Source organism: Lacrimispora sp. YZC11, assembly GCF_057543815.1.
Genome location: NZ_BAAJYQ010000016.1, coordinates 332,426 through 347,364, shown reverse-complemented (window position 1 = coordinate 347,364; position 14,939 = coordinate 332,426). Strand labels below are relative to the sequence as shown.

The window sequence follows — 14,939 nt, the reverse complement described above, 5'->3', positions numbered from 1 at the left end:
TCTGGCCGTTTGCCGTATGTGCCATCATGATAGCATCGATCCAGCCGAAAAAGATATAGAAAAAAAACAAACTTCATGAGCAAAATCACCAATTTCCATTTGCATTTTTTAAAGTCAATTGTATTTTCTTTAAATTTTCTTTTTTAACTGCCCCGGCGTGATTCCTTTTTTCTTCTTAAAGGCCCGGATAAAGGTACCGCTGTCCCGGAAACCGGTCCGTTCCGCAGCTTCCACCACGCTCATTCCTTCTTCTAAAAATTGTTCTGCATGCTCAATGCGCACCGTATTGATATAATCCAGCAGACTGCCGCAGGTCTGCTTTTTATATATAGAAGAAAGATACGCCGGCGTCATGTCAAAATGCTGACCGGTAATCGAAATGTTCAAATCCGGATCCATGTAATTCTCCTGAATAAAGCTCTGTACGTTTTTACTTAAAGTTTTGTCCTGGCTGGTCTCCTTCTGGAGCTCCGTCACCTTTGTGCAAATCTGAACCAGCAGAATCTCAAACTGTCTTTTGACCTCTTCCACCGGCCCAAGGGCTTTCTGGTCCGGCAAATCCAGCTCCCTGGCCGCTTCCCGGTAACCGCCGGAGTTTGCCCCCTTTAAAAGGGTTCCGATCATATCATAAATCAGGCAGCGGTAGATATTTGTGGATACCTGCCCGGCTAAATTCATGTCGAAGACCCGGCGCATGGTCTGTACGGCCTGACGGCTGTCTCCTACCCTCATGGCATTGATAATTTTTTCTTCCAGGTCCACAGGATAATCGTATTCCGGCTGAATATTTTTCACTTCATCGTAGATGACAAAACTGGTATCCAGCAGGTTTAAATACTCCTCCATATCATAAGCCTGTTGGTATGACAAATGGATTCCATCCAGTCCCCTGCAAATGGAGCCGATAAAGACTTTGCTGACAAATCCAAAGGAATCCTCTGTCAGCTGCTGAAGGTTTTCAGCCAGCTCTTTCAGTACCTGAATATACTGGCTCTCTCCTGTGGGAAGATTGACAACAGCCGCCACCCGTTCGCCGATTTCCACCATTTCCACGTAGAAGTATTTTAAGCACATCTCTTTAAACACATTGGTGATTACGAACTTCTGCAAGGCATTTTCCTCAATATCTTCCTTCTTTGCATCGGATTCAAACAAGATTACCACATTATAATCCAATTTCAGTTCAATTCCATAAGGTTCCATGGGCCTGCCGTCATAATAGTCCTGAAGCAGCTGGATCAGATAATAATTCTTCAGGCTCTTCCTGTTGAAGGATAAGAGACGCTCCGTATTCACCTGTTCCTGGAAAAACAGATTGATCTGGCTGTTCAGCCACTGATACTCATTCTCATTTGTTTCTATTTCCCGGCCTCCATGGTTTTTCATGGTCTCCAGAAGCATTTTTACCGGATTATAATTCTTCCTTGTTAAATATCCGGAAATAGCAAATCCTGTGATGACACAGAGAAATAGTCCCAGCACCGCGATTCTCTGGATTTCTTTGGCTTCTCCATCAATCAGGGCCATTGGAGTGATGGCCACATATTTCCAGGCGGCCTTATTGGACTCAAAAGCGGAGACAATGTATGGTTTTCCCTCTCCATCTCTCATCACATGGTTTCCGGCAGTCAGGCTGTCATATGTCAGCCTCTGGCTTTCCACGTTATCCTGATCGGCGCAGATTCTCATGTCGTTCTCATCCATAACCAGAACATTCATGCCTTCCGCCCATTTCATTGATACCAGCCTCTGTCTTATGCTCTCATAATCTACGGCAATTCCGATGGTGGCCGATTTTTCACCAATGTCAGAATATAAGATTGTCATAGTGAAAACCAGAACATCGCCGCCTGATTTTTTATGGTTGGACAGCACATCGTTATAATGAAACCCGCTCATGTAATCCTTGAATTTTTCAAATGGAAAGTCTTCACTTTTATAATAAAGGTCATAGTACATAGCCGAGGACATGTTGCCGTTAATGCAGGAAACCTTCTGGGTGTTGTTGAAATAGACAAAAATATCTTCAATAAACTCTTCCGACATGGCAATGGCCTGTAAATCATTAAACAGGTGGTAAAGAGTCAGCTGATCCTCACTGCCGAAATCCTTTTTCACCCTGCTGGCCATCTGTACATTGTTATCCAATGCCATTCTTGCAGAAATCTTCTGAATATTGTCAATCTCCTTATCTAAATCTCTCTGTACCATCATTAAGAGGCTTGTATTCAGCTTCTCCGCCTGCCGGCGCACTGACGCAGACGTATAGCCGTAAATTACGATTCCCAAAAGGATGGGGACCGAAAGAATTCCCACATAGGATAAGAACATCCATAAATATACCTTAGATCTGTTTTTCATAAGCGTACCTCCCCCTCTCCCCGCCTATATCTTATCGAAAGAATCCGGTTCCGTATATAAGCTTTTTTTTAAAACATAGGCAATTTCTCAAATTGCCTATTGTTTCTGAATTTTATCCATTGGTTTTTTTCCCTTACTGGCGTAAACTGAAAGCATGACAGGAACACAAAACCGGAAATTAAAATCAGAAATGAGGTACACATCATGATCACTTATCCAAAGTCCTATTCCATTCCTCCTGGCTTGGATGACAGCAGCAAAGACCGGATTCTTCAGAAAGCGGAATTTGCCTTAACTGCCCCTATCCCCCACATCACCGATGCGGTCTGTCCCAGAAGTCCCGGCACCATACACGATTACTGTTCAAACGGCGATTACTGGTGGCCCGATCCTGATTCCGCCGACGGGCTCCCCTATATCCGACGGGATGGGGAGAGCAATCCGGGCAATTTCAATAAACACCGCATGATTCTCCGCCGGATGCGCACCTGCGCAGTCAATCTTGCATATGCCTATGTGATGACAAGGGAAGAACGGTTTGCCCAGCGCAGTGTCCTGATTCTCAAAGAATTTTTTCTGGATGAGGCCACGAATATGAATCCTAATCTTTCCTATGCCCAGGCAATTCCCGGAATCTGCACCGGGCGGGGCATCGGCATCATCGATACGATCCATTTAGCGGATATTCCCTTTGTAATTCAGGCCCTGTGCGATAGTCCGGCCATGACGGATTTTATCTATCAGGGACTTAAGAAATGGTTTTCCCGATATTTAGGCTGGATGCTTACGGATGAGAACGGAATTGAAGAAATGAATACAGACAATAACCACAGCGTCTGCTTTTTCATGCAAGCCGCCGTTTTCTCTCTGTTTACGGATAATGAGATGATAGCAGGATTCTGCCGGGAACATTTTAAGAATGTGCTATTAAAGCAGATGAATACGGACGGTTCTTTCCCCCGGGAGCTGGCCCGGACGAAACCCTATAATTATTCCATCTTTATCGTGGACAACTTAGTCACAATCTGTCATGTGCTCTCCACACCGGAAGACGTTTTATGGAATTATGAGGATTCGGAAGGAAGGAGCATCCGGAAAGCGATTGATTTTCTCTTTCCCTATGTAATTGATAAAAGCAGATGGCCCTATTCTCAGGATATCGCCCATTTTGATGCGTTTCCGGCGAGAGCCTCTTTCCTGCTGTTTGCGGGATGCCGTATGGGAATCCCTGAACTGATACGGTTGTATGAAAGTCTGCCCTTTGAATCGGAGGATGAAGAAGCCAGGCGGAATGCGGCCATACGGCAGCCCCTGCTGTGGATGTAGCTTTATATTACAAATAAGCCTGTTAAAAAATAACAGGCTTATTTGCAGCAGCAGATTCTTCTTCAGTCAGATTCTTCCAAGCTCATCAAAGCGCTGAAAAACTTTTGTTATTTCCTCGGCCTCAATGATTCCCTTTTCCGTAAGGATGAATAAAAATACAGCAAGTCTCAACCTGCTGTATTATCATCTCCAAGGAATGCTTATTGGTTCAATAAAGAAAAGGCACCAATCATTTCTGATTGATGCTCTGTAAATTGTACCGGTTGTTAATCTTCTTTTCTTATTTAAGAAGGATATCTTTCTTATCAAGAATCGCTGCTACAGCCGCACAGGCCGGACAATCACAATATTTCTCTCCGGCAGACTTGATTTCATTTGCATGTGCTGCGATATTCTTCGCAGTGTCCGCTCCAAAAACCTGGATTCCAGCATCAGATCCTGCAAAACCGATTAAACTGTCAATAGGCAAGATATCTGCTTCAAGCTCATCAATATATTTTTTTGTTTCTGCAGCTTCCCTTTCAGTTCCAATAGAATCCAACCAGGTTTGGGCCGCTGTTTTTGCCTCACTGCTACATGATGGTGCACTCATTAATTCGTGTGTTTTTTCAACAGCATAATTTAATATTTCTTTATCCATAATTGATTTCCTTCTTTCTTCTGGAATTTTACTATATTTTACCATAACTATTTAGCCATTGCAATTCAAAGATGCGTGACTCTTTTTTCATGCACTCAGCTAACAAATTCAAACCAAGCCCCGTACATCAAGCGAAAATGAGCTTTATTATTGTCTAATGCTCTTTATCAATATGCAAAATTGTATTTAAAAGAACATTAGCCCCTTTTAAACAGTTTTCTACTGGAGTATATTCGATTTCACAATGGCTATGCCCTCCTACACTTGGTACAAATATCATGGTAGTGGGAACCAGATCTATAGCAAACTGCGCATCATGACCAGGGCCACTGTATATTCTCCGATTGGAATAGCCGCATTCCAGGGCACTTATTTCCACATAATCAACCAGTTCGGTAGTAAAGCTCACGGTTTTACGTGACCAAGCTTCCTCATAACTCACTTCGCATTGCTCCACAATGCTCGGGATTTTTTTAATAACTGCAAGTACCTGCTTGATCACTTCTGGATCCTGATGTCTTGCATCCAGGGTGATTTTTACTTCATCTGGTATTATGGTGTGAATGTTCGGATGGGCAGAAATCTTTCCTGTGGTATAAACCAATTTGCTATCTAACTGGTCCAGCTCATCATGAAGATATTGAATGGTTTTAACCGCTGCATAAAGAGCATCCTTACGGTATTTCATGGGTGTTGTTCCTGCGTGACCAGCCTGTCCGGTAAAAGTAAATTCGTAATTGATCATACCGCAGACGCCTTCTACTACTCCAATATCTATCCCTTCTGCTTCCAGTACCGGGCCCTGTTCAATATGAAGTTCCACCAAAGCCTTTGTTTTAGACGGATCCAACCGGTTTTCTTCCGTTCCTTTAAAACCGCTATTTTCTAAAGCATCTCCGAAAGTATATCCTGGAATGTCTTTGGCCTGTGAAGCCAGCATCGTTTCCTTGTCAAACTTTCCACAAATAACACCGGAAGACATCATTGCCGGTTCAAATCTGGCGCCTTCTTCGTTGGTCCATACAATAACCGTAATCGGATGCCTGTGAGGTATTTTTTCTTTTACTATAGTTTCTGCCATTTCCATTGCTGTTAAGACACCCAGAATCCCATCATAATTACCGCCCTGCCGTACGGAATCCATATGGGACCCTGAGGCAATAGCAGGTAAATCTTCTGTTCCGGTAATGGTTGCATATATATTTGCCATATCGTCTGTTACAATGGAGGCACCGATTGCTTCCATGTGCTTTACGAATTCTTTTCTTGCGGCTAAGGCTTCTTCTGATAAGGAAAATCTGGTAATTCCACCCTTTCCCGTATCTCCAAACCGGCTGAAAGTTTTAATCTTATCTTCCATTCTTTCATAATTGCACTGAATCATGTTACTTACCTCACTGCTTCAATTTTTTATAAATAATATCATAACATAAGGTGGTTTATATTACAAATTTTGGATAGAAATTGTTTTGTTTAGTATTCATTATGGCACTACTTAAAGGTTGTTCTGACGATCAAAGAAAAATCTGTAACCATACTTCATTCAATCATTTTGAGGAATCAAAGAGACCGTAATTTTCTTACGGTAATTTTGGGGTGTCAATCCTATTTCACTACGAAAGACATATGAAAAATAGCTTGCACTTTGAAATCCGCAGGTAATCGCTATGTCGCAAACAGTTCTGTTTGTTTCACGTAACATATCACAACTTTTTGTAATACGATACCTTAACACATAGGTATTAGGCGTTTGTCCAACGTATTTATTGAACAATTCGCAGCACTTACTTCTGCACACAGCACCAGAAGCCGCAATATCATCTAGTGTTATCTTCATGTCATAATGCTGATGAATAAATCCTGTCATTTTCCAAACAATCGTTTGCAACTGGCTATCTACACGATACCCTGAGGTTCTCTGAATATGATCTCCCATATGAGCACAAAGACACACAGCCTGTGACACTAAGCGCAATGGATTACGAGTGTCACTATGCATCTCATCATATATCTTACTAAGTAAAAGTAAAGCTTCCTGCTGCCAATCAATTTTGGGGTTTAATGATATAAAATCGCTGCTATCTGATCCGAATTTCTGATCCAGATATACTTTGACTGCTTGAGAATTTTCAAAAAGCAATACCGGATGAATAACGACAGCTATGAAGGAACAGTTAGTTTTATCTGTAGAAAAACCGTAGTGCAAGCGTTTGCTATTAACGAAAACACCATCATGTGCTTCTATATGTACAGTTTTTCCGTTTACGAAAAAATCCATTGCTCCGTCGAGCACAAGGATAAACTCCAAATCTGGGTGCCAATGGCATGCAGCCGCGTATCCGTATTGAAGCAACTTGTCTTTACGAACATACAAAGGAAAATCTGGTAGATTATAATGCAATCGCTCTGATAAATCGGAAAACACTTCTAATGGCGAAATCATTGTATCACCCCCTAAAATAAATACGATTTTGATATAATTGTAGCCGATATTAGTAGAAAAACCAAGTATGATTAGATACAATTTTGATGGTAGTTATTATATATATAAGTCCCGAACTTTATTAAAACCATCAACAGAATGTAAAGAGGTGCTATTTAATGGATATTATAAGATTAATTGCTTCAGATATGGATCATACATTGCTTACGGAAAAAGGTGAACTGCCACCAAACTTTGACAGTTATATTCTGGAATTAGATAAGCTCAGTATTGATTTTGTTATTGCAAGAGGACGTCCTTTATACACGCTAGAAACGATTTTTCCCAAAATCAGAAATAAGATAAGTTTTATTAGTGATAACGGCGGTATTATAAGTTATAAGGGTAAAATTATCTTTAAAAGTTTACTGGAGCCTGCGGACTATCAATCAATGATTCGGTTTGTTGAAGATAACACAGACGGAATTGCAATTCTTTGCGGACTGGATTCCGCTTTTCTGTCCGAGAAATATAAAATTTATGAAACTTACTTAAAAACATTTTATTCAAAGATTACATTTGTAAAAAATCTTGATCAGCTTGTTATAGATGCTAATAAATTTACTGTTTATTTTCCGGAAAAAGATAGCAAGGAATATTATGAAAAAATATTTAACCCTCAATATGGCAAAGATTTTTCTGTTACAGTGGGGGATACTGTTTGGATTGATATTATGAACCGTGGGATAGATAAAGGAAAAGCTGTGCAATTGTTAGGAGAACGGCTAGGGCTGAAGTCGGAACAAATGATGGCGTTCGGAGATACCTATAATGATATAGAAATGTTACGAGCCGTAAAGTATAGCTATATTGTCGAAAATGCTACGTCTGACATGAGACAATATGCGAACTTTATTACTGATTCAAATGATAATTTTGGAGTGATAAAAGTCATTGATAAAATTATACAACGTTATAAGAATATGTGAATTGTTAACTACAAAAGATTAGTATTTAAGCTTAGAACAAAAGTTATTTTTATCAAATCAATCTCATAGGAGGCACTATTTTTATGACGAATAAAGAAAGAAAAGAAAATGGACTGGTATACCGTTATGATGATCCCGAGATAATGGGTAAACAGCTTAATTATATGGAGAAACTTTACGATTACAATTCCACCAGACCCCTGGAACAAAATAAGCGTCAGCAATTACTTAAAGAAATGTTTGCTGAAATCGGTGATGGCTGCCATATAGAGCCCCCATTGCATGCAAACTGGGGTGGTCATCATGTACATTTTGGAAGCGGCATATATTGTAATTTTAATTTGACTCTTGTAGATGATGCAGATATCTACGTGGGAAATGATTGTATGATTGCGCCAAATGTAGTTATTGCTACGTCGGGTCATCCGATATTGCCCATATTGAGGGAACACAATTATGTGTATAATCTTCCTGTTCATATAGGGAAAAATGTTTGGATCGGCTCAGGCGTGCAGATACTTCCGGGAGTGACGATAGGTGAGAACTCAGTAATAGGAGCAGGAAGCGTTGTGACAAATAGTATCCCTTCTAATGTAGTTGCATTGGGTGTTCCATGTCGGGTTATTCGAGAAATTGGGGAGAAAGACAAAAAGTATTTTTTTATGAATAGAGAGTTGGATGTATGGGAGTAACATTAGATAAAGTACAGCTATATATAAAAGGCGTTATTTTTTGCTTTAACAATCGCCGTCTTGGATTCAGCCCAGTAAGAGCTTGCTGGAGGGGATTTTCGAAAGAAATAATGGATGCTGCGAAACTAACATCAGTTAGCGAAGCAGCATCCATTATTTTTATTGCTCTTGAAAAAAGATTAATAGCCTAATATTTATTGATTCCATACTCCATTGCTGTCAACCAGCCTGCCGTCTGGAGTCACATCGTTCATGTATAACGATCCACGCGGGCGTGAGTGAACTTCTGGCTTTTTATATTCCCAGTTCTCCTGATTCAGTGTCCAGCCGGATGAACCTTCTGCATTTGGGGTTAAATAATACCATTTTCCATCTATGCAATTCCAGCCTTCCGCCATGGCTCCGGAGGAATCCAGATAATACCAGCAATCGTCCATCTGATCAAAGACCCAACCGGTCTGCATGGCACCATCCGAACTCAGCCAATACCATTTTCCATCGATTAAGAGCCAGCCTGTTACCATATTGCCCTTATCATTGAAATAGTACCACTTTCCATTCACTTTTTTCCAGACAGAACTAACTGTGGCCGGTTCAGAGCTTTCCTCTCTGTCCAGAGTTGTTTTCTGGAATTCACCAGTAATATAAGTATCCTGCTGTAGCAGAAATTCATATTTTCCGGTTTTGTCTGGCGACACTGTCTTTCCATTTACAGATATACGTCTCAAACGATATCCTATATCAGGGACTGCCCTTACAATCACCTTTGTGTCCTTTTTTCCTTCTGAGAGGTTTGCAGTAATACTGCCGCCTTCCAGACTGTCATCGATGGACACTTGATAGCGTTCTTCTTCTACTGCAGTGCCGCGTGTTATTAAGGTCACTGACCCGTTATCCGTCAACACAAATGAAATCCTATCCATTTTATGATCCTGATATATCGGCAAGTGTCTGGTCTCTCCATTAAGCCCCTTAAATATCGCAGTAATGGAACTACTGTCCTTTCCCTGATCAGGAATGTCCATCCACACTTTCACCGGAGCATTTAACGATATGGGCCTTTTATTTCCATACGTATCCTCCAGCTGAAGCTGAAGCTCGAAGGACTTGCGGAATTCTTCTTCTGTTTCCGATACATTGCCGTCCTTGACCGACATAACTGCCATACGGATTTCCTGATCATCTTCCTCATCTTCAAAGATCCTGAAAGCGAATGAGGGAGTTGCCTTGCTTGCGTCGGAGGCAGTCGCTCTGACTGCATTGGAGGGGGTTGCGCTGCTTCCCGTGATTTTAATTGGTATGCTTAACGCAGCTCCTGCAATCTGGATACCAGTAATTTCTGTTTCAGCGGAATCCACCCTGCTGTCTATCATACAGTCATTTGCAGCCATCGCAGCCTTATACAGTTCTTCTAATGTGATTAGTTGATCCATTAAATACTTTGCCAATTCCTCATTCGAAATGGAAGTTAAGGCATTGACCGCCGACCTGATGGCTTTCTGTACCTTGTAATTGCTGTAATCGTCGTTTATTAATGCCTCCGATACCGCATTTTCAATAAGTGACTGGACCTTTTGAACGTTTTTCGGTAATTCTGGCTCTACTTCTCCGCCCAAAGAGACAAAGGCCTGAAGATTTATCCCATTTTCCAGTTCAGCAGTTACCTTTAACCGGCTGCTCTCTTCGTAATCATCAATATCGAGACAACCTTGTCCATCGATGCCGGTACCTGATTCCAGAGGTTTATCCCCTGTGACTTTCCAGGAAATATTTCCTGCATCATTGGTATAATCATTGACTGCAAAGGACATACTTTGTCCCGGAGCCAGGGTAACTGCCTGCGGATACAGGGAAGCCGCCAACTGCATTGTTGCATAAGAACTGGAACCGTTGGTTCCTTTTGCCAAAATGGTAAGTTTTGCTCCGTATTCTGTCAGTTCTGCCTTAACATTCTCGTCTGATGAAAGAATTTCTGTCACAGGTTTCTTTATTTCGATCACAATAGTTCCTGTATTTTTCATCGTTGGATCAGAGGCTGAAACAGTCAGAATTCCATTCTCATCTTCTTTTGTCATCAAAGAGGCAGCACCTTTGATGGAGAAGTCTCCAATTTTCGCAGCAGCATCTGTCCAGATATTGGCTCCCAGTATGTTTTCGGATCTGCTGTAGACCGCCTGCATCTGTGAAGTGTTGGACAGGACCGTGATTTGTGGTTCTCTGGAATACTGTTCGGTTTCTTCTGAAGTCATCCCTGGAAGAAGAACATACTCATACGCGGCATTTTCAGGATTTTTTCCATGGTCAAACCACATTTCTAAATAGTTCTCTTCCGCTTTTCCTGTTGAGGTTCCAACCAGTGACCAGTCTCCGGCATTCCTAGCCTTTCTCACCGATATGGTTTGAGAAGCGGCAGGGAAATAATAACCGATATCGCTTCCGGCCGTATTGCCCTCTAAATGAGCCCAGGACACATCAGTAAGCGTTGTTCCTGACACATCCACTTTTCCTTCTACAATATCTTTTAAAGATGCGGAATCTGTCATAAGATCTTTTGTCTCTCCGTTGATGATCAGAGCATTGTCACCCTCCTGCCTCAGACGCCTGTTTTCAATAATGCTTTCCACCGGATATTCTTCACCGGAATTAGAAATGCCGGCGCCAAGACATACGATCTGTCCTCCAAACATAAACCAGGATTTCTTAGCTGACAGATGAGGAGAATAAGTCACGGCAGGAGAACCCTCTCCCTCTTTGACCCGGACTTCTCCGGTTAAGGACATTCCGTTAATTCCGTCATTCTCTATGGCACTGCCTCCGACCCAGGATTCTCTTGAACGGAAATCACCGCCTTGGGCAAAGCCTGAGCTGTCTGGCTGACCATTACCGATATTCTTGGAAACTAGGGTCGTTCCCGCCAGCCTGAGGGGATTCACTGTATTCCAGAAATTTTCCGTATACTGCATGGTATCCTGATTGTATAAGTAGGTCATACCGCTTCCCTGATGCCAGCCATAACGGTTTTCATGGTTCATGATTTCCGTATTCTGAATGCGTTCTGAATACATGGATAGCGCCATCAGGAACTTATCAGTCCGGTGAATCGCCCGGTCCATGAGTGGCAGATTTTTATGTATCGGAGCAATGGAGGAGGTAATAGAATCATCTCCCAGAATTTCCAGGGCTTTTGCCTTTATCATTATATACTCTGCTCCGTTTAAGGTTTCTATAAATTCAGGGTCAATTTCCATCCAGGCCTTTAATGAACTTTTTAATTCATCCTGCACCTTAAGAGAAACTGAGTCCATGAGCTGGATCATAAGAACCATAGCTTCTCTTCCCGCATCCCGGTTACTGCCGGCAGGTCTGGATAAAGAGCGTCCTTTCAGAGAATCCAGCATCAGACCGTCATACATTCCATTCAAAAACCCTTCTTTCAAATAGAATTCCAGATTTTCCTGAACTTCTCTGGGATATTCCCATGGTGTCCCGGCAAATAGGGGCGGCATTCCTGCTCCGCCTTTAAGAAATTCAATTCCGTAGGACCCTAAATACGGTACATGGGAATGGTCCAGATAAGAACCATCTGCATAAAAACCGCTGGTATAGCCCTGATCCGCTATTTTGGTACTGTCTTTCAGGCTCTGGATTATGAAAGTCTCCGAAGAAGCTTTCTGAGCCAGGTGAACAAGCTCATTATCCTCTCTGATAATTCCCAGTCCTAAGGCGATCCTTGAACAGTCAATGATATTGGCTCCCTGGGCCGTCCGGTATCCCTGGGCATGGGTACTTCCGGTTCCAATGATGCCTTCATGATAAGGATCTGGCTGAAAGAAATAAAGTCCCTCGGTATAAAGGCTGATTTCTTCCGCTGACAGGTGGTCATATAAAAGGACCAATATGGGGATTAAGTCTTTGGGAACGCCGATTTCCCATGTCCACCAGTTATCTGTCTGGGTTTTTGATGCGTAACAGCGGGAACACAGGTAATTTAAGATCTGCTTCATGTCCTTTAACAGCCCATCATTTTGGTAGTAAAGATTACCCTTCGCTGCATATGCCTTTGCCATTGCAAGCATCTTTTTAAAAGCCGGACGAAACTCTACCGCATCATCTTCAAAGGGAATGTCCGGGTTGCCGGCAGCTCCTTCATCCTGCGGCCAGGGGATTCCGTCACAGGAATCCTGTCCTTTATAAGCATAAGCTTCCCATGCAGATTTTGCCTGAGCTTGAATGTCGTCAAGGATCTCTCTGCCCCCATTCAGTTCAGTTAAGTCATTTCCGATGAGGGAGTCCTTCCACCGTTTGCGGATTATTTCGTAATCTTCCGGTTCAGTCTGAGGTAGATTTGCCGGATCTTCATATAGGACTGTTACGTTCCACTTTTTTTGCTTTCCGTTTTCATCAGTAGCAAGTACAGTGACAACTCCTTTTTCATTTGCCGTAAGCAGTGCACCTTCACCGGAAAGTTTTCTGACAGAAGCAATGTGGCTTCCATCAGTATCTCCGGCTTTTCTGGTTCCATCTGTTTCCCCATCCAGCAATTCTCTCTTGATTTTGCTACTTCCTGCATTGCGTACATAGTTACCGTCGCCCTTGGGTATTTTGACTTCCCAATGGATGCTTCCGGACAATTCATCCGGTTTCTCGATCCGGCCTTCTCCTCCTCTCACCAAAACAATCTCATCTCCAGTTACTGCTTCAGCAGCTTTTCCTTCAATCGTCAGAACCACAGGTTCTGTTCCCATTTTGGAAGCATCGAATTTAAGGAAAACTTCAGAGCCAAAGGTGGATTCTGCTAATGCCATCGGGTTCGAATTTGTTAGTATTCCTGTTCCACGGGTTTCCAGAGTCACCTCCAGATAACCATTGTTTTGGTTTTCTGGTTTCGCTATATTTAGTGTTATGTTACCAGTAGAAGGATCTTTTTTTACGGTAAGCGCCATACACTCATTCATTGTTAAGGGTACTACCTGATTATCCAGTCGGATGCTGCCGGAGGACCACTTGTTTACAGAGACAATCCCCTCTCCAATGCTGGAAGCAGCCTGTATCTGCGGCGTATTTATAAGAAGTCTTGCATCTGTTCTATACAGGATTGAATTTGAATAATCAGCGGTTGTTTTACCTGCGACCATGGAATACTGGTAGCTCTCCCCGGGAGCAATAAAAAACTCGGCTAATTGAGCCTTATCAGACTCTTTCGTGTTCAGCCGATAGTATACGTTAGAGGCAGATAAATGGGATCCGGTTTCCCCGTCTCCAAATACATAGGACCATTCCAGCTTATTATCGTTCAAGGCAGACGCACTGAGCCAGTTTCTCTGGGTATGGACTCCTTTCGTCGGTGTGTTGATGAGGGTACTCCACACTCCCTGGTTTGCACTTGCTGTCAGTACATTCCGGTATCCGTTGCTGGGATTTGTCAATGCCAGCTTTGTATCCTTGGTAACCGGAATATTATCTACAATGGTTATGATTTGACCGCTGTTTTCTGCTTGTGCCTGGATGCCTGCTCCAGCACAAAGGATTTCGCCACTGAATAAAAACCATGATTTTACGCCATGAATTTCATTCCCCAGCTTTACACCTTGTACACCGTAAGTATCCGAAAGTGACTTCATTGACATTTCTGTTGTGATTTCAGCTCCTCGAAAACGGTTTTCCCCTTCCCAGAACATGGTTGTTCCAGGTATCAAAGCTTCATTCATGGTGTTCCATCCCGATGTCGTGTCACTGCTTTTTGATAGTGACAGACTTCCCCCTCCCATTGTAGGATTAATGGACGCAGCGTAATGCCCTGTGTTAAATAATTCTGATCCGGATATTATTGGTAACGTCTGTCCGGCAGCTGGAACTGATATGATCATCTGCATTGCCAGACACATGCTTGTCACCCGCTTCCACTTGTTCCTAATCTTTTGCTTCACACGAATTCCTCCTTTTAATTAAAATAATTATATTAATGATCTTAAACCTGCTGGTAAGTTATCCGGAAATTCAGGTTTTTAAAGCGATTTTCACTTTGCCTATGGATCCTGATTTCCTTCCTGTTGTCACAGGAATGTGCATGTACCATAAAACAGTCAAAGATATAATATAAAAATTTATTTAATTATATGGAATTTTTTGACAATAATAAATGAATTATTTTCAAAATAATTGTAATATTTTAATATTTTTAATAATAATAAATTTAATTTTATAATATTTTTGTAAAAGATGTATTATTTGTGGAAAAGACAAAAGTTTTAATAAACGAATTTATATGTTTGATTTACATCATTCAAATGAAGCCAAACCTGTTCAAGCGTGCATTTTACTGTATCTTGTAGAATAGATTTCCGTCTGATAAGATCGGAAGCTGATTCCAAGCATTCCGGACAGGCTTCCTTAAATAAATAACAGTCTAAGATTCAACCAGCTTAATTCCCCTTCTTAACATCAATATTATTTTAATCCGAGAAATCATTATAGCTTTTTAGCTTTATAAAATTGGTTTTTTCATACGG

General features: G+C 41.8%; 9 protein-coding genes. 4 read left to right on the top strand and 5 right to left on the bottom strand.

Going from position 1 to position 14,939, the window contains the following annotated elements; all coding sequences use genetic code 11:
* Positions 1-129 precede the first annotated feature (129 nt).
* Positions 130-2,361: a helix-turn-helix domain-containing protein gene (locus tag AC27IJ_RS16910; protein ID WP_487149855.1), complete on the bottom strand. Its 2,232-nt coding sequence runs from the start codon at positions 2,359-2,361 to the stop codon at positions 130-132.
* A 204-nt stretch (positions 2,362-2,565) separates the two neighbouring features.
* Here AC27IJ_RS16910 and AC27IJ_RS16905 point away from each other — a divergent pair, with 204 nt between their 5' ends.
* Positions 2,566-3,687: an alginate lyase family protein gene (locus AC27IJ_RS16905; RefSeq protein WP_487149853.1), complete on the top strand. Its 1,122-nt coding sequence runs from the start codon at positions 2,566-2,568 to the stop codon at positions 3,685-3,687.
* Between the two features lie 280 nt (positions 3,688-3,967).
* Here the strand turns inward: AC27IJ_RS16905 and AC27IJ_RS16900 are convergent, their stop codons facing one another.
* The 3 genes from AC27IJ_RS16900 to AC27IJ_RS16890 form a co-directional block, all read right to left on the bottom strand.
* Entirely contained in the window at positions 3,968-4,327 is a 360-nt protein-coding gene (locus AC27IJ_RS16900) for a molecular chaperone Hsp90 (RefSeq protein ID WP_312443447.1), read from the bottom strand.
* A 154-nt stretch (positions 4,328-4,481) separates the two neighbouring features.
* Complete coding sequence (locus AC27IJ_RS16895; RefSeq protein ID WP_487149850.1) at positions 4,482-5,711, bottom strand: allantoate amidohydrolase; 1,230 nt, start codon at positions 5,709-5,711, stop codon at positions 4,482-4,484.
* Positions 5,712-5,870: 159 nt separating this feature from the next.
* Complete coding sequence (locus AC27IJ_RS16890; RefSeq protein WP_487149848.1) at positions 5,871-6,770, bottom strand: helix-turn-helix domain-containing protein; 900 nt, start codon at positions 6,768-6,770, stop codon at positions 5,871-5,873.
* Between the two features lie 158 nt (positions 6,771-6,928).
* On the opposite strand from AC27IJ_RS16890, the gene AC27IJ_RS16885 reads away from it, so the two are divergent.
* From AC27IJ_RS16885 to AC27IJ_RS16875, 3 genes are all read left to right on the top strand, one after another.
* Entirely contained in the window at positions 6,929-7,738 is an 810-nt protein-coding gene (locus AC27IJ_RS16885; RefSeq protein ID WP_487149846.1) for an HAD family hydrolase, read from the top strand.
* Between the two features lie 83 nt (positions 7,739-7,821).
* Positions 7,822-8,430: a sugar O-acetyltransferase gene (locus AC27IJ_RS16880; protein WP_312443451.1), complete on the top strand. Its 609-nt coding sequence runs from the start codon at positions 7,822-7,824 to the stop codon at positions 8,428-8,430.
* A complete protein-coding gene (locus tag AC27IJ_RS16875) occupies positions 8,421-8,621 on the top strand; it encodes a hypothetical protein (RefSeq protein ID WP_312443452.1) in 201 nt (66 codons plus the stop codon). Before AC27IJ_RS16880 ends, AC27IJ_RS16875 begins: the two co-directional genes overlap by 10 nt.
* 3 nt (positions 8,622-8,624) lie before the next feature.
* Here AC27IJ_RS16875 and AC27IJ_RS16870 read toward each other — a convergent pair whose 3' ends face one another.
* Entirely contained in the window at positions 8,625-14,357 is a 5,733-nt protein-coding gene (locus AC27IJ_RS16870) for a polysaccharide lyase family 8 super-sandwich domain-containing protein (protein ID WP_487149843.1), read from the bottom strand.
* Positions 14,358-14,939 lie beyond the last annotated feature (582 nt).